Annotated in this window: 17 protein-coding genes; 7 read left to right on the plus strand and 10 right to left on the minus strand. The window is 69.4% G+C overall.

Translation table 11 applies throughout. The features are described from left to right. Positions 1 to 22: 22 nt before the first annotated feature. Positions 23 to 1315: a peptidase U32 family protein gene (locus V6B97_RS11215; protein ID WP_333506597.1), complete on the minus strand. Its 1293-nt coding sequence runs from the start codon at positions 1313 to 1315 to the stop codon at positions 23 to 25. A gap of 85 nt (positions 1316 to 1400) precedes the next feature. Continuing rightward, positions 1401 to 2297: a PHP domain-containing protein gene (locus V6B97_RS11220; protein WP_333506598.1), complete on the minus strand. Its 897-nt coding sequence runs from the start codon at positions 2295 to 2297 to the stop codon at positions 1401 to 1403. A 259-nt stretch (positions 2298 to 2556) separates the two neighbouring features. On the opposite strand from V6B97_RS11220, the gene V6B97_RS11225 reads away from it, so the two are divergent. From V6B97_RS11225 to V6B97_RS11255, 7 genes are all read left to right on the plus strand, one after another. Then, a complete protein-coding gene (locus V6B97_RS11225; protein ID WP_015946274.1) occupies positions 2557 to 2757 on the plus strand; it encodes a Trm112 family protein in 201 nt (66 codons plus the stop codon). Positions 2758 to 2884: 127 nt separating this feature from the next. After that, positions 2885 to 3298 (plus strand): Hsp20/alpha crystallin family protein, encoded by a 414-nt coding sequence (locus V6B97_RS11230; RefSeq protein ID WP_333506599.1) that lies wholly within the window; start codon positions 2885 to 2887, stop codon positions 3296 to 3298. Between the two features lie 147 nt (positions 3299 to 3445). Continuing rightward, entirely contained in the window at positions 3446 to 3892 is a 447-nt protein-coding gene (locus tag V6B97_RS11235) for an Hsp20/alpha crystallin family protein (protein ID WP_333506600.1), read from the plus strand. 148 nt (positions 3893 to 4040) lie between these two features. Further along, positions 4041 to 4589, plus strand: coding sequence for a phosphodiesterase (gene yfcE, locus V6B97_RS11240; protein WP_333506601.1), 549 nt, complete (start codon positions 4041 to 4043; stop codon positions 4587 to 4589). A 37-nt stretch (positions 4590 to 4626) separates the two neighbouring features. Continuing rightward, positions 4627 to 5787 carry a tRNA dihydrouridine synthase gene (locus V6B97_RS11245; RefSeq protein ID WP_442935485.1) on the plus strand — a complete coding sequence of 387 codons (1161 nt, stop codon included), beginning with the start codon at positions 4627 to 4629 and terminating at the stop codon, positions 5785 to 5787. Positions 5788 to 5952: 165 nt separating this feature from the next. Continuing rightward, positions 5953 to 6324 (plus strand): MerR family transcriptional regulator, encoded by a 372-nt coding sequence (locus V6B97_RS11250; RefSeq protein ID WP_333506602.1) that lies wholly within the window; start codon positions 5953 to 5955, stop codon positions 6322 to 6324. After that, positions 6317 to 6763: a carboxymuconolactone decarboxylase family protein gene (locus tag V6B97_RS11255; protein ID WP_333506603.1), complete on the plus strand. Its 447-nt coding sequence runs from the start codon at positions 6317 to 6319 to the stop codon at positions 6761 to 6763. The genes V6B97_RS11250 and V6B97_RS11255 overlap by 8 nt, the downstream gene beginning before the upstream one ends. 85 nt (positions 6764 to 6848) lie before the next feature. Here the strand turns inward: V6B97_RS11255 and V6B97_RS11260 are convergent, their stop codons facing one another. From V6B97_RS11260 to V6B97_RS11295, 8 genes are all read right to left on the minus strand, one after another. Continuing rightward, positions 6849 to 7388, minus strand: a complete 540-nt coding sequence (locus tag V6B97_RS11260; RefSeq protein WP_333506604.1) for a hypothetical protein — start codon at positions 7386 to 7388, stop codon at positions 6849 to 6851. 284 nt (positions 7389 to 7672) lie between these two features. Further along, positions 7673 to 8095, minus strand: a complete 423-nt coding sequence (locus tag V6B97_RS11265) for a VOC family protein (RefSeq protein ID WP_333506605.1) — start codon at positions 8093 to 8095, stop codon at positions 7673 to 7675. A gap of 32 nt (positions 8096 to 8127) precedes the next feature. Continuing rightward, positions 8128 to 9081 carry a serine O-acetyltransferase EpsC gene (gene epsC, locus V6B97_RS11270; protein WP_333506606.1) on the minus strand — a complete coding sequence of 318 codons (954 nt, stop codon included), beginning with the start codon at positions 9079 to 9081 and terminating at the stop codon, positions 8128 to 8130. Positions 9082 to 9148: 67 nt separating this feature from the next. Beyond that, on the minus strand, positions 9149 to 10081 hold the full coding sequence (cysK, locus tag V6B97_RS11275; protein ID WP_333506607.1) for a cysteine synthase A: 933 nt from the start codon (positions 10079 to 10081) through the stop codon (positions 9149 to 9151). 231 nt (positions 10082 to 10312) lie between these two features. After that, a complete protein-coding gene (nifS, locus tag V6B97_RS11280) occupies positions 10313 to 11512 on the minus strand; it encodes a cysteine desulfurase NifS (RefSeq protein ID WP_333506608.1) in 1200 nt (399 codons plus the stop codon). Further along, positions 11509 to 12354 (minus strand): Fe-S cluster assembly protein NifU, encoded by an 846-nt coding sequence (gene nifU / locus V6B97_RS11285; RefSeq protein ID WP_333506609.1) that lies wholly within the window; start codon positions 12352 to 12354, stop codon positions 11509 to 11511. Before nifU ends, nifS begins: the two co-directional genes overlap by 4 nt. A gap of 196 nt (positions 12355 to 12550) precedes the next feature. Continuing rightward, positions 12551 to 13534, minus strand: coding sequence for an HD-GYP domain-containing protein (locus tag V6B97_RS11290; RefSeq protein WP_333506610.1), 984 nt, complete (start codon positions 13532 to 13534; stop codon positions 12551 to 12553). 243 nt (positions 13535 to 13777) lie between these two features. Further along, positions 13778 to 14794 carry an HD-GYP domain-containing protein gene (locus V6B97_RS11295; protein ID WP_333506611.1) on the minus strand — a complete coding sequence of 339 codons (1017 nt, stop codon included), beginning with the start codon at positions 14792 to 14794 and terminating at the stop codon, positions 13778 to 13780. Positions 14795 to 14842 lie beyond the last annotated feature (48 nt).

The raw sequence follows: 14842 nt of genomic DNA on the forward strand, positions 1-14842 counted from the left end.
CGTCAGTCCCCGGCAAGCCCCATCAAGCCCGAATGAACAGGCCGGTGGCAAGCCCTTCGTGGGCGCAGTGCAGCACCCCAGCCATACCGGGGTGCAACTGGTCCACGGTCTCGCCCTTGTGGTTCTCCAGCCGGAAGTCGCCCGGATATAGTTCCGGCCGGTGCAGGCCGGGCAGCAACAGTTCCATGGGCCGCGCGGCGCGCCACGGGGCGCGCACGGACACGCGCCACGCGCCGTCCCCCGAGGGCTGCTCGATGCGCGCCACCACCGGGCGGCGCATGGCGTCGTGCGGCAGGCCCCGGTTCAGCCGCCTGCCGCCGGGCAGGAAGAAGCCCGTGGACAGCGGCCTGCTGGCGGTGTTCAGCAGTTCGTACAGGTAGTCTTCATGCCGGAAGGTGCGCCGGGTCAGGTCGTCCAGCGCGGTGCGGTAGGCGTCGGTGACCTGGGCCACGTAGCCCGCGCTCTTCACCCGGCCCTCGATCTTCAGCGAGGCCACGCCCACGGCGGCGAACCAGCGCACGTACTTCACCAGGCACAGGTCGTTGGGCGCCCAGAAGCTGGAGTGGAACGGGCCGTCCTGCACCGCCTCCCACGCGACTTCGCCGGGCCGGGTCTTTTCCTCCACGGCCAGGGCCATGCCCAGGTATTCGAAGCGGCAGGGGTGGGTGCACTGGCCGAGGTTGGCCGGGCGGTTGTTCATCCACGCCGAAAGCAGGCAGTGCCCGGACACGGCCAGGCACACGGCCCCGTGCACGAAGGCCTCGAATTCCAGCCCCGGACAGGCCCGCACCAGTTCGCGGATGCCGGACATGTCCAGTTCGCGGGCCATGTTCACGCGCACCGCGCCCATGTCCTGCCAGAACAGGGCCGCCTCGCCGTTGGCGGTGTTGGCCTGGGTGGAAACGTGCAGCGGCAGGCGCGGCGCGCGGCGGCGGGCCATGCGGGCAACGCCGGGGTCGGCCACGATCAGGGCGTCCATGCCCGCCGCGTCGGCCTCGTCGATGGCGGCCTCCACGTCGCGCAGGTGGCGCTGGTGGGGCAGGCTGTTCAGGCAGTAGTAGGCGCGCGCGCCCACGGCATGGGCGCGCCGGGCCGCCTCGGGCAGTTCGTCGGGCGCGAAGCCCTGCGCGCCCGCGCGCAGGTTGGGGCCGCGCCCGCCAAGGTACACGGCGTTGGCGCCGTAGCGCAGGGCCGCGTCCAGCTTTTCCATGTCGCCCGCGGGGGCCAGCAGTTCGGGCAGGGCCGGGCGCGCGGGGTCGGGCGGGACCGCGTCTTGCGGGGATGCGTGGGGGGATGATGTGGAGCCGGTGGTCATGATGTGGGTGGCTGTGGTTGGCGGCGGCGGACCCGCCGTCGGTTTGCGGAGTGCGCGGGGCGGTGGGGCGGCGTGGCGCGCGCGCCTACACCGGCAGCCCCTGGCGGCGTCTGCGTTCCTTCAGGTCGTCCAGCACGGCGGTGGTCACGCGCAGGCCGCCGCGCCCGCGCCCCAGCGCGATGCCGGGCTTGCCCGCGCCGTGGTAGTCCGAGCCGCCGGTCAGGGCCAGCCCGTGCCGGGCGGCCAGGTCCACGCAGCGGCGCGTGTCGGCCTGCGAATGTTCGCTGTGGTAGGCTTCTATGGCATCCAGCCCGTGGCGCTTCAGGTCGGCCACGGTGTCGTCCAGCCATTCGGCAAAGCCGTTGCCGGGGTAGCGGAACAGCATGGGGTGGGCCAAGGCCACGGTGGCCCCCACGGAATGCAGCAGGGCCACGCCGTCGGCCGGGGACAGGGTTTCCTTGGCCACGTAGGCGCGGCCGCCGGGGCCGATGTACCGGGCAAAGGCCTCTTGCGGCGTGGGCACGTAGCCCTTTTGGTGCAGGATGCGCGCGAAATGCAGGCGGCTAACCGATTCGCCGCCGGAGATGGCCTCCACCTCGGCGTACTCGATGTCCACGCCGCACTGGCGCAGTTGCGCGGCGATGCGGCGGTTGCGGGCGGCGCGGTGCTCGCGCAGTTCGGCCAGGGTGGCCTCCAGCGGGGTGCCGCCCGGATGGGTGCCGTCGCCTTCGGGCAGCCACAATCCCAGGATGTGCAACTCGCCGTGCTCGCAGCGCACGCCCAGTTCGCACCCCCGGATGACCTCGATGCCCCGCTGGCGGCCTTCGCGGACGGCCTCGTCCAAGCCCGACGTGGTGTCGTGGTCGGTGAGCGCGATGGCGGCCAGCTTGGCGGCGGCCGCCTTGCGGACCAGTTCCGCCGGGGTGTCGCTGCCGTCCGAGGCGGTGGAATGGGAATGCAGGTCTATGAAACGGATGGACATGGCTGCTCCGGATGCCTGATGCCCCGTGCCCGTTGCGTTGCCGGACGGAGCGGCGGGGTACGGCGCGATGCTACGTGCCGCCCCGGCGGGTGTCAACAAAGGCGTCCGGCATCCCGGACGGGGCTGTCATGGGATGGAGCCGGGATGGCGGCGGGGAGATGCCATCGGCGGCGCGCGGAAAACCGGCCATGCCCGCCCCGCTTGAGCAGGCGGCGGCTTCGGGCTATGGTGCGCGCACAATGCAACCAAGGAGTGCGCCGTGTCGCTGAACAAGGAACTGCTGGAAATCCTCGCCTGCCCCAAGTGCCGCCAGCCCGTGGAGCCCGTGGACAACGAGCGCGGTCTGAAGTGCGCCCAGTGCAAGGTGGTCTATCCCGTGCGCGACGAGATTCCCGTGATGCTGGTGGAGGAGGCCGTCCCGGCCGAGCGGTGGGAGCAGGGGCAGCGCTCGGTGAAGTAGCGTACCCCGGCCCCGTCCCGCCCGCATCCGCATTGACAGCGCCGCCGGGGGTGTTAGCTATGCCGGTGTGGCCCCGGTTCGCCGTGGCCGGGCGCCGTCCGCAACCCGCCGACCAGAAGAGGTGCGCATGGTCATCGACTTCAGCGCGTTCTACGAATTTCCCAACCTGCTCGACCGCCTGGCGGGCGACGCGGGCCGCACCCTGGCGGCCACGCGCGGCCGCGCCCAGTTTCCGCCGCTGAACATCGGCGAGGACGACGCGGCCATCCGCGTGCGGGCGCTGGTGCCCGGCGTGGACATGGACGGGCTGGACATCACCATCACCGACAAGACCCTGGTGCTCAAGGGCGAACTGCCCGTGGTGCGTGGCCGGTACTACCGGCAGGAGCGGCCCACCGGCCCCTTCCAGCGGGTGGTGACCCTGAACGTGCCCATCGACCGCGACCGGGCCACGGCCACCATGAAGGACGGCGTGCTGGAAATCGTGCTGCCCAAGGCGCAGGCGGTGCGGCCGCGTACAGTCCATATAGAAGTCCGATAGGAGCCTGCCGTGACGCCCCCAGACCGCCGCCCCCGTTTTCCGCATCCCGCGTCCCGTCCCGCCCGTCAGAACGAACGGGGCGGCCAGGGCGGGCCGGAAGGCCGTGCCCGGCAGGGCCGGTTCGCCCAGTCGCCGCAGCCGCCGCGCATGCGTCCTCAAGCAGATCTGGTGGAGCGCGAGGACGGCTTTCACCTGTTTCTGGACATGCCCGGCGTGGCCCACGACGACCTGGTGCTGGACGTGGAGGGCGACGAACTGACCGTGCGCGGGGTGACCCGTTTCGGCGATTGCCGCGACATGGGACGTGATGGGGGACGCGACGGGGGGCGCGATACGGCGCGCGAGGCCGTGGCAGACGCCGGTCCGGACGTGAAGGCCCCTCCGGAACCCGCCCCCTGCGGCTGCGGCCCGGCGGGCGGCCTCCGCGTGCACGCCATGGAGTTCGGCGACGTGGAGTACCACGCCGTGTTCACCCTGTCGGACATGGTGGACGCCGCGCGCATTTCGGCCCAACTGGCCAACGGCGTGCTGACCATCCGCATGCCCAAGCGCGAGGCGGCCGCGCCGCGCAGGATTATCGTCGAGCACTTGTAGGGGCTGTTTCTAAATAGTCCTTTCGTCCGTTGGCTGCGTCAAATTCCACGTCCACGTTCCGGGCCACCGCCCCCAGGCGGCGGCCCGTTTCCTTCCCGGCGCGGTGCGCATCCGCCGCGCCTCCCACACCATCAGGAATCAGACGACCATGAAGCTGCTCATCGCCTCCGACCTGCACGGCTCGCTGCCGCGCACCGAACTGGTGCTGGAACTGGCCCGCACCCACCACCCGGACGCCCTGGTGCTGCTGGGCGACCTGCTGTACCACGGCCCGCGCAACCCGGTGCCCGAAGGTTACGCCCCGCGCGAGGTGGCGGCGCTGCTCAACGATTGGGCCCCGCGCATCATCGCCGTGCGCGGCAACTGCGACGCAGAGGTGGACACTATGGTCCTGCGCTTCCCCCTGCCGGAAGCGGCGTGGATTTTCGCCGACGGGCTGCGCATCTGGGCCAACCACGGGCACCATCACCAACTGCCCGACCGCTTTCCCGACCTGGCCCCCGGCGACGTGTTCCTGTGCGGGCACACCCACATCCCCCGCGCGGAAACCGTGGACGGCCTGCACATCTGGAACGTGGGCTCCACCACCCTGCCCAAGGACGGGTACGTGGCCTCGTACGGCCTGTATGAGGCGGGCGCCCTGTCCATCCGCGACCTGGACGGCAACGAACTGCTGCGCCACACCCCCGGCGCGTAGCCCGCGCCCGTGCGGCAACCCCGTGCCGGATATGCATATGCCCCCAGCCATGCCCCCTGTCATGCCCCCTGTCATGCCCAGCGCCGCAGCCGACGATCGGCAGGCCGCCGCCGCGCCCTCTGCCGCCACGTCCCTTGCCGCGCGCCTGCGCCAGCCGCTGGCCGTGGGCGGGCGCACCGTGCCGGGACGGCTGTGGCTGGCCCCCATGGCCGGTCTGGGCCACGCCGCCTTCCGCGAGGTGGTGGAAGGCTACGGCGGCTGCGGGCTGCTGTTCACCGGCATGTGCAACGCTCGCGCCGTGCCCACGGAGCGGCCGGAAAAGTCCGAGGCGTTCTCGTGGCGCGAGGGCGAGCCGCCCCGGCTGGTCTGCCAGCTGTTCGGGGCCGAACCGGAGCACATGGCCGAGGGCGCCCGACGGGTGCAGGCCGAAGGCTTCTTCGGCGTGGACCTGAACATGGGCTGTTCCGTGTCCGCCATCGTCAAGCGCGGCTGCGGCGCGGACCTGCTGCGCGACCCGGAGCGGGCCGTGCGCATGGTGGCGGCGGTGCGCCGCGCCGTGGACATCCCGGTGTTCGTCAAGTTCCGCACCGGCTGGTCGCCGGATCCGCAACCCGCCGTGGACCTTGCCCGCCGCTTCGAGGACGCCGGGGCCGACTGCCTGGTCTTCCACCCCCGCGTGGCCCCGGACAGGCGCACCCAGCCGCCCCGGCGCGCCCACATCGGGCTGGTCAGGGCGGCGGTGTCCATCCCGGTCATGGGCAACGGCGACGTGTTCACGCCGGAGGACTGCGCCGGGCTGCTGGACGAGACCGGCTGCGACGGCGTGTCGCTGGGGCGCATCGCCGTGGCCCGTCCGTGGGTGTTCGCGGCCTGGACGGGCGTGCTTGACGACGACCCGGCCCGCAACCCCGCCCCGTGGCGCGAGGCCCCGCTGGCCCTGCTGGACGCGCTGGCCCGGCGGCATGGTCCGGCCCGCGCCGTGCGCATGTTCGGCAAGTTCCTGGTCTACATCACCGCCAACTACACCTACGGCAACGGGTTGCGCGGGCGGCTGCTGCGGGTGACGGGCCAGACGCCCGCGTCTTTCGGAACGGGCGACCCCGGCGGCCTGCGGGCCTTGCAAGCGGCACTGCGGGCCGAACTGGACCCGCTGCCCGACGTGCTGCGCCGTCCCAGCGCCCTGCTGTTCGGCATGTAGGGAGCCGTCCCTCGTTCCGTTTCTGCCGCGTCGTCCTTTCCCCTCCGTTCACGAGTCCACGCCCGGTCATTTCAATGTCCGGGCGCGTTTTTTCGCGCACCCCGTGAAACCGCTTGACTTCGAGCGTGCTCCAACTTGTAGGCTCCGGAAAAAGGAGGAAGGCCCATGCGCATCCGCGACGTTGTGGCGGCCACCGGGCTCACCGCCCACACCCTGCGCTGGTACGAGAAGATCGGCCTGCTGCGCTCGGTGGAGCGCGACCGGGGCGGCCGCAGGCTGTTCACGCAGGACGATCTGCGCTGGCTGGAATTCATCGGCAGGCTGCGCGAGCTGGATATGCCGGTGCGCGAGATGGTGCGCTACGCGGAACTGCGGGAACAGGGCGAGCGGGGCGAAGCCACGCTGGCCGCCCGGCGTGAACTGCTGGAAGGTCACCGGCAGCGCGTGCGCCAGCGCATGGACCGGCTGGCGGCGTGCCTTACCCACTTGGACGACAAGATCGCCTGGTATCGCGGGCAGGAGGACGGCCATGCATGACGGCGGAAAGACGACGACGCAGGCGGATGGGGCGGAAACCCGCTACCGGCGCGGGCTGCGGGTGCTCTCGCAGGTGGACGGCACGGCGGGCGAGCGGGTGGTGGCCAGGCTGGCGGAATTCGCCCCCGATTTCGCGCGGCTGCTGGTGGAGTTTCCCTTCGGGGACGTGTACGCGCGGCCGCAACTGGGCCTGCGCGAGCGGGAGATCGCCACCATCGCCGCGCTGACGGCCATGGGCACGGCGCGGCCGCAACTGGAGGTGCACATCGCCGCCGGACTGCACGTGGGGCTGACCCGCGAGGAGATCATGGAGGTGATCATGCAGATGGCGGTATACGCGGGCTTTCCCGCCGCGCTCAACGGCCTGGCCGCCGCGCGCGAGGTGTTCGGGCGGCATGCTGCGGAACATGGCGGAGGCCATGACGGGGGCGGGGCATAGGGAACGGAAGGCAACGTTGGCAGACAGGGAAACGCGGCGGGCGAACCGGTGCCGTCCGCCCGCCTGCCCTCTGGAACGTCCTTTCCTACCTCGGCCAGGCCAGCAGCACGTCCTCGCGGCGCAGCGGCAGGTCCAGCGCGTCCTCCGGGACAGCGTGCGCCGCGCCGCCTGCCTCCAGTCCCGCCGCGTACCCCGGCGGCAGCGCCCACACCCCGATGGCCGGGCCCCCGTCCATGCGAATGGCCAGCGCCACGGCCTCGTCGTTCAGGCCCAGGATGCGCGCGGGCCTGCGGCACCACGGCAGCCGCGCCACGGCGGGCAGGGGCGGCGCGCCCTTCTTCCGCTTGGGCATGCAGGGTTCGCCGCGCAGGCGGAAGGACAGCAGCACGCTGGTCCAGTCCCCCTCGCTGCCGTCGGCGCGGGCGGGCGTCAGCGTGTCCTCCTGCCGGGCGAACAGGCGGAACACCTCCACCCGTGCCCGGTGGTAGGTGTCCGTGCGGCGGCAGCGCACCCCGCTGCGGTGGATGGCGAAACAGGTTTCGTTGATGGCGAGCAGACGGCGGGTTCCCGTGCAGGTGACGCCGGGAATCGTGACCATGGAATCGGCAAGTAGCTGGAACGGCATGTCGGTTCCTCCTGCTGATAACCTACTTCTCCGGTAGGCTATTCGGAAGCGGAAGGCAAGGGAAATCGGAGGAAATTCGTTCCATCTGTTTCAGTCTGGTACGTGCCGTTCCGACATGCATCGGTATGAAATGCGTATCTACCTGAAAGAAAAGCTGAAAGAATGGCTGAAAGAAAACGGGTCCCGCGCCGTGCGTGCGCGGGACCCGTTGCGTTTCGGGCCAGGAAAAGGGTGAAGAAAGGCAAGAGTGGCACTCGGCCCCACTCAGCCCCGCTTAGCCCCACTCAGTTGAAGACGATCCGCCCTGCCTCGTCCAGCTTCAGGGAAGGCACGTGGGCCACTTCCCACGGATGCCCGTCCGGGTCGGCGAAGTAGCCGGTGTAGCCCCACGGCTTGTCGCGCGGCGCGTCCAGCACCGTGCCCCCCGCCGCCACGGCCTCGGCCAGCAGCGCGTCCACCATGTCCCGTTCGGTCACGTTGTGGGCCAGGGTGATGCCCCCCGGCGCGGGCTTGGCCCCGGCCATGCCGCAGTCTTGCAGCAGTTCGTCGCGCGGGTACAGGGCCACGGCCAGTTCGCCCACCTGGAAGAACACGATTGTATCGCAGTCCGGGTAGGCGGGCTTCCAGCCCAGGGCTTCGTAAAAGGCCCGGCTGCGGGCAAGGTCCGCCACGCCGAGCGTCAGCAGGCAGATGCGGGGGATGGGCATGGGGTCTCCTTGGGGGTGTTGCGCCGCGATGCCTATGTGCGCCCCACCAGTTCCTCGTCGGGCTTGGGCTTGGCCGAACGCTGCTGCACGATCTTGGAACCGGGCGGCACGTCGTGGGTCACCCACACGTTGCCGCCGACCATGGACCCCTTGCCGATGGTCACCCGGCCGAGGATGGTGGCCCCGGCGTACACCGTGACGTTGTCTTCCAGTATGGGATGGCGCGGGTTGCCCTTGATCAGCACGCCGTCGCCGTCCTTGGGGAAGGACAGCGCGCCCAGGGTCACCCCCTGGTACAGGCGGCAGCCGCGCCCGATGATGCACGTCTCGCCGATGACCACGCCGGTGCCATGGTCGATGAAGAACTCCTCGCCTATCCGCGCGCCGGGGTGGATGTCGATGCCGGTGCGCGAGTGGGCCATCTCGCTGATGATGCGCGGGATCAGCGGCACCTCCATGCGGTACAGCTCGTGCGCGATGCGGTGGTTGATCATGGCCGCGATGGACGGGTAGCAGAACACCGTTTCGCCGGGGCTCTTGGCGGCGGGGTCGCCTTCGTAGGCGGCCTTGACGTCGCTGGCGAGCATGCGGCGGATTTCCGGCAGCTTCTGCAGGAACTGGATGGCCTTGTCGCGCGAGTGCAACTCGCAGCTGCCGCATTCGCGCGCGAAGTCGGCGCAGGTGAAACACGCCCCCCGGCGGATCTGCTCGGACAGGATGCGGAAGATGGAATCGAGGTTGGCGGCCAGGTGGTAGCGCATCGATTCCAGGTGCACGGTGGCGGTGCCGAAAAAGCCGGGCAGCAGCGCGGCGCGCAGGCGGCTGACCATTTCGGCCAGGGCTTCCAGCGAGGGCATGGGCGCGTCGTGCAGCGAGCGGTGGTAGACCGCTTCGTACGATTCCGGCGCGCACAGTTCGCCCGCGATGCGTTCCAGTTCGGGCATGCCTTGCAGCGAGCGGGCGTCGAGGTCGTCGAGTTTCTTCATGCGCGTGCGATCCGTCGGGGTTGGGGGTGATGGGGGGGGCGGCGTTTCCGTGTCGTGCCGCGCCGGACTAGTCGGGCATCTCCGTGAACAGCGGCGTGGACAGATACCGCTCGCCGGTATCGCACACCACGAACACCACGCGCTTGCCCGCGAATTCCGGGCGGCGCGCCACGGCCAGCGCGGCGAAGGCGTTGGCCCCGGACGAGACGCCGCACAGAATGCCTTCCTCGCGCAGCAGCCGCCGGGCCATGGCCAGGGCGTCCTTGCCGGGCACGCGGATGATCTCGTCGTAGACCCTGGTGTCCAGCACCGGGGGCACGAAGCCCGCGCCGATGCCCTGGATGGCGTGCGGGCCGGGGGTTCCGCCCGACAGCACGGGCGACTCGTCCGGCTCCACGGCAACTATCCTGACGGCCGGGTTCAGTTCGCGCAGGCGCCTGCCCACGCCGGTCACGGTGCCGCCGGTGCCCACGCCCGCGACAAAGGCGTCCACCTTGCCGCCGGTGTCGGCCCAGATTTCCTCGGCCGTGGTCTTGCGGTGCACCAGGGGGTTGTCCGGGTTCACGAACTGGCCCAGCATCACCGCGCCGGGCGTTTCGGCCACGATGCGCTCGGCTTCCTCGATGGCCCCGCGCATGCCCCTGGAGGCAGGGGTAAGCACCAGCCGCGCGCCGAAGCCGCGCAACAGCGCCTTGCGCTCGTTGCTCATGCTTTCGGGCATGGTCAGCACCAGGGTCAGGCCGCGCACCGCCGCCACGAAGGCCAGGCCCACGCCGGTGTTGCCGCTGGTGGGCTCCACCAGCATGCCGCCGGGGGCCAGTTCGCCGCGCTCCATGGCCCCGTCGATCATGGCCAGGGCGATGCGGTCCTTCACCGAGGCGCAGGGGTTGTTGAATTCCAGCTTCGCCACCACCTCGGCCGCGCAGCCTTCGCTGACGCGGTTCAGGCGTACCAGCGGGGTGCGGCCGACCAGTTCCGTCATGTCGCGGGCGATCTTCATGCAAGCCTCCTCTGGGTGTCCGGTGCGGATGGACATGGTAGCGCGCGCGGGGGCGGCGTGCGTGGCCGCCGTGTCGTCGGTGTACGAAAAGGGGGAGGGAGCGCCCCCTCCCCCGAACGTGCGGTAACGTATGTGCGGATGCGGCCGGAACTGTTGGCGATGCCTACGGATGCCACAAACGGCCCGGCGCGTACAGTGGCAGGCGGGGCAGGGCCACGCCCTTGCGGGCCGCTAGCAACTGCACGCGGGCTTCTTGAGCGCCGCCTCTGCCTCGCTGCCGGCGCGGAAGGGCGACATCTCGCGCAGGCGGGCGATGACGCGCGGCAGTTCGCGCACCACGTGGTCCACTTCCTCCACGGTGTTGAAGCGCGAAAGGCTGAACCGGATGGAGCCGTGCGCGTAGGTGAACGGCACGCCCATGGCCCGCAGCACGTGCGAGGGCTCCAGGCTGCCGGAGGTGCAGGCCGAGCCGGAACTGGCGCATACCCCCAGTTGGTCGAGCAGCAGCAGGATGGCCTCGCCCTCCACGTACTTGAACGAGATGTTGCTGGTGTTGGGCAGGCGGTTGTCCCGGTCGCCGTTGACGATGGCGTCGGGGATGGCGGCCAGCAGGCCCGATTCCAGCCGGTCGCGCAGGGCGCGCACGCGGGTGTTCTCTTCCGCCATGTTGGCGGCGGCCAGGTCGCAGGCCACGCCCAGGCCGATGATGGCGGGCACGTTCTCGGTGCCGCCCCGGCGGCCGCGTTCCTGATGGCCCCCGCGCAGGAAGGGCCGGAAGGCCGCCCCGCGCCGCACGTACAGCGCGCCGACGCCCTTGGGGGCATGCAGCTTGTGGCCGGACAGCACCAGGTAGTCCACGGGCAGTTCGCGCACGTCGATGGCCAGCTTGCCCACGGCCTGCACCGCGTCGGTGTGGAAGGGCACGCCGCGCTCCTTGCAGATGGCGGCCGCCTCGGCCACGGGGAAGATGGTGCCCGTCTCGTTGTTGGCGAACATGATGGACACGATGGCCGTGTCCTTGCGGATGGCCTCGCGCAGTTCGTCCAGGTCCATGCGGCCCTTGTCGTCCACGCCCAGCAGGGTCAGTTCGTAGCCGTTCTTTTCCAGGTGCTGGGACAGGCTGAGCACGGCGGGGTGCTCCACACGGGTGGTGATGATGTGTTTCTTCTCGGGCTGGGCGGCCAGCGCGGCGCGGATGGCGGTGTTGTCGCCCTCGGTCCCGCACGAGGTGAACACGATCTCTTCCGGCGTGGCCCCGATGAGCCGGGCCACCTGCTCGCGCGCCTCGCGCACGGCGCGGCCCACCTGCCCCCCGAAGGTGTGCATGGACGAGGGGTTGCCGTACAGTTCGCCGAAATAGGGCAGCATGGCCGCAAGCACGGCCGGATCCACGCGGGTGGTGGCGTTGTTGTCGAAGTACACGGTGTTCACGCTGCCGCCTCCTTGACCACGATGTTCTCGTCCACGTGCTCGCGCAGGGTCTTTTCCACGAAGCCTTCCAGGGTCAGGCGGCTGGAGGGACAGCTGGTGCACATGCCGCGCAGGGCCACGTAGACGGTGGAGCCGTCCATGTCCACCAGTTCGATGTCGCCGCCGTCCTGTTGCAGGCGCGGGCGGATTTCGCCTTCCAGCACCTTCATGACCAACTGCATGCGCTGCACGTTGGTGAGCTTTTTCGGCGCGGCGGCCAGCGGGGTTTCACACAGCGGGGCCTTGCCCAGTTCCGCGTCCAGCAGCTTCTGGAGTTCGCCCACGCATTCGCCGCAGCCGCCGCCGGCCTTGGTGTAGTGGGTGATTTCCTCCACGGTCTTCAGGTTGTTCTCGCGGATGGCGCGCACGATCTGCTCGTCGGTGACGCCGAAGCACTTGCAGACAAGCTGCCCCTCGTGCGCGTGCTCCACGGCGGGTTCGCCGCGCCAGTTGCGGATGGCGGCCTCCAGCGCTTCCTGCCCCATGACCGAGCAGTGCATCTTTTCCTTGGGCAGGCCGCCCAGAAATTCGGCGATGTCGCGGTTGGTCAGCTTCAGGGCTTCCTCCACCGTCATGCCCTTGATCAGTTCGGTGAGAGCCGAACTGGAGGCGATGGCGCTGGCACAGCCGAAGGTCTGGAACTTGGCGTCCACGATGCGGTCGCCGTCGATCCTGAGATAGAGCTTGAGGGCGTCGCCGCAGGCAAGGCTGCCGACCTCGCCGACGGCGTTGGCGTCGTCAAGGGAGCCCACGTTGCGCGGGTTCAGGAAGTGCTCACGCACCTTGTCGGTATACTCCCACATGTTGCTGTTCCTCCGGGGGGCGTTAACGCGAATCGCGCGTCATTATGCGGCATATAACAACGTACGTCCGGCCGGGGAAGGGGCGGAGCGGATTTTTCCGGTCGGGATTGTGCGGCGGGACAGGTGACGGAACAGGCGGCGGAACGGGAGGCGGACGGGAGGGGGCGCGCCGGAGGCGTTGCGGCGCAAGGGGGCGCTACACCACGTTGGCGCCGGAAAGGATCATCACGAAGCGTTTGAAGATGTCGAGGTCGATCTGTTCGCGCATCTCGTTCATCATCAGGCGCAGCACCTGGAAGGCGTTCATGGCCGGGGCGTAGGGGCGGTTGGAGGTCAGGGCGTCGTAGATGTCGGCGATGGTGATGGCCCGCACCGGCAGGGGGATTTCGCCGCCGGCGAGGCCGCAGGGGTAGCCGGAGCCGTCCAGTTTTTCATGGTGGAACAGGATGCAGTTGATGGCGTCCTGCGACAGGGGCATCAGCGTGCACGCGCCCACGCCGAACACCGGGTGCCGGTTGACCTCGATGCGCTCGTCCGGGGTGAGGGTGCCGGGCTTGGCCAGGATGTCCGGGTTCACGAAGGTCTTGCCGATGTCGTGCAGCATGGCCCCCAGGCCGAACTGGACCAGGCTTTCCTCGTCGAAGCCGTAGCTTTGCAGGATGGCCTGCGAATACACGAAGACGTGCAGCGAGTGGGAATAGGTGTGGTAGTCGTGCGCCACCAGCGAGGCCACGGTCTTCAGCGAATTCTCCAGCGTCAGGAAGCTGATGCCTTCGGTGACCAGGGCCAGGATGCGGTCGAAGGTGGCGCGCTTCAGGCTGCGGGGCAGCTTGCGCTCGAACACCTCCTGCACGATTTCCGTGGAGGTGGCGTAGAACAGGCGGGCCCGTTCGGGCAGGGGAATGGTTTCGTCGGAAAGGATGCTGCCCAGGTGCTGTTCGCGGTGTTCACGGTACAGGGGGTGCTGCGCGCGGTGGACGTAGATGCTCTCCACCCCGTGCGCGCGCAGTTGCAGGCGATGGCGCGGCGTGAACTGCTCGCCTTCGTGGGCGTAGAGGACGAACCCCTTCTCCTGCCTGATGTACACGCCGAAAGAACCCGACATGTCGGGCAGAAGCATCGTGGTGGGCACCGCGAAGAATTCCGAGGGGTCCTGTTGCGCAGCCGATGCCTGTGTCATTTCCAAGAATTTCCTGGATGTTGCAGTGGTGCCGGGCCGTTGAGGACGCACCTCTCCCCTCGCAAGGCATGACGGAAAGCACAAGCATTGTCAACTTTTTCTAGACTTTCTCTTTAATGGAAGGGGTGGGGGGAAGGAATAGCGAGTCGGCGGGGCAACCAAAGCGTGCCGGACCGTGCGCTTGCGCTCGCGCGTGGCTGGTCCCGCAGTCCGGCGGCGCCCTCATGCGTCCGGTGGGGCCGGTCAGTCCATCCCGGCGCCGAAGCCGCCGTCCAGCATGGCCCCGGACAGCACCAGCACGAAGCGCCGGAACATCTCCATGTCCAGGGTGGACGCCATTTCCGCACGCATGCGGTTCAGCACTTCGAAGGCCGAGGTGGCCGCGGGCAGGCCCCCGCGCGTGGAGATGAGCGTGTCGAAGGTGTCGGCCACGGCCAGGGCCCGCACCACGGGCGGAATCTGGTCGCCGGAAAGCCCGGTGGGGTACCCGCTGCCGTCCATGCGCTCGTGGTGGAACAGGATGCAGTTGATGGCCTCTTGCGTCAGGGGCACCTGGGCGATGGTGGCCACGCCCTGCGCAGGATGGGTGCGGTACACCGCCTCCTCGTCCGGGGTCAGGCGTCCGGCCCGCTCGATGACCGTCTTGGGCACGCGGGTCATGCCCACGTCGTGCAGCAGGGTGCCTATGCCCACGCGGATCAGCGCCGCATCGTCCAGCCCCAGGGTCTGCGCCAGGGGCATGGTGTAGATGAACACGTTGATGGAGTGGGTATAGGTCTTGTAGTCGTGCGCGATGAATTCGCCGAGGGCGCGCAGCGAATCGGCGCTGGTCAGGAAGCGGATGGACTGGGTGACGAAGTAGTGCAGCCTGCGGAAGGTTTCGCTGTCCAGCGGCACGGGCATGCGCGCCTCGAAGGCGGCGCGCAGGATTTCGGTGGAGGCCCGGTAGAAGGTGCCCGCCCGTTCCGGCAGGGGAATGGACTCGTCCTGCAGTATGGCGCCCAGGTTTTCTTCCACGTAGCGGGTGTAGTTTTCGCGCTGTTCAAGAAGAACGTACACCTCGCGCACGCCGTTCTCGAACAGGTTGAGCCGGTGCCGCTCGGTAAAGGCTTCGCCCGCGGCGGCATACAGCACCAGGGTGTTGCCCTGCCGCAGGTACACGCTGAACGACCCCACGGCCTTGGGGAAGATCATCAGGGGCGATACGGGGAAGAAGCGCGGGTCGCCCGCCGGAGTATGCGAAGGAATTGTTTCTTTCATGGGATGTTACGCAATGGACGTGAAAGCCGTCCGGAAAGGAGTGTGTCG

Origin of the sequence: Nitratidesulfovibrio sp. 1201_IL3209, assembly GCF_036763125.1 — a bacterium.
Lineage (GTDB): Bacteria > Desulfobacterota > Desulfovibrionia > Desulfovibrionales > Desulfovibrionaceae > Cupidesulfovibrio.

Bases quoted from the DNA above. Each gene is read 5' to 3' on its own strand.
- V6B97_RS11295 (WP_333506611.1), bottom strand. From the start codon at position 14,794: ATGAAAGAAACAATTCCTTCGCATACTCCGGCGGGCGACCCGCGCTTC.
- V6B97_RS11250 (WP_333506602.1), top strand. From the start codon at position 5,953: ATGCGCATCCGCGACGTTGTGGCGGCCACCGGGCTCACCGCCCACACC.
- nifU (WP_333506609.1), bottom strand. From the start codon at position 12,354: ATGTGGGAGTATACCGACAAGGTGCGTGAGCACTTCCTGAACCCGCGC.
- V6B97_RS11235 (WP_333506600.1), top strand. From the start codon at position 3,446: ATGCGTCCTCAAGCAGATCTGGTGGAGCGCGAGGACGGCTTTCACCTG.
- V6B97_RS11245 (WP_442935485.1), top strand. From the start codon at position 4,627: ATGCCCCCAGCCATGCCCCCTGTCATGCCCCCTGTCATGCCCAGCGCC.
- V6B97_RS11215 (WP_333506597.1), bottom strand. From the start codon at position 1,315: ATGACCACCGGCTCCACATCATCCCCCCACGCATCCCCGCAAGACGCG.
- epsC (WP_333506606.1), bottom strand. From the start codon at position 9,081: ATGAAGAAACTCGACGACCTCGACGCCCGCTCGCTGCAAGGCATGCCC.
- V6B97_RS11265 (WP_333506605.1), bottom strand. From the start codon at position 8,095: ATGCCCATCCCCCGCATCTGCCTGCTGACGCTCGGCGTGGCGGACCTT.
- cysK (WP_333506607.1), bottom strand. From the start codon at position 10,081: ATGAAGATCGCCCGCGACATGACGGAACTGGTCGGCCGCACCCCGCTG.
- V6B97_RS11220 (WP_333506598.1), bottom strand. From the start codon at position 2,297: ATGTCCATCCGTTTCATAGACCTGCATTCCCATTCCACCGCCTCGGAC.
- V6B97_RS11290 (WP_333506610.1), bottom strand. From the start codon at position 13,534: ATGACACAGGCATCGGCTGCGCAACAGGACCCCTCGGAATTCTTCGCG.
- yfcE (WP_333506601.1), top strand. From the start codon at position 4,041: ATGAAGCTGCTCATCGCCTCCGACCTGCACGGCTCGCTGCCGCGCACC.
- V6B97_RS11260 (WP_333506604.1), bottom strand. From the start codon at position 7,388: ATGCCGTTCCAGCTACTTGCCGATTCCATGGTCACGATTCCCGGCGTC.
- V6B97_RS11230 (WP_333506599.1), top strand. From the start codon at position 2,885: ATGGTCATCGACTTCAGCGCGTTCTACGAATTTCCCAACCTGCTCGAC.
- V6B97_RS11255 (WP_333506603.1), top strand. From the start codon at position 6,317: ATGCATGACGGCGGAAAGACGACGACGCAGGCGGATGGGGCGGAAACC.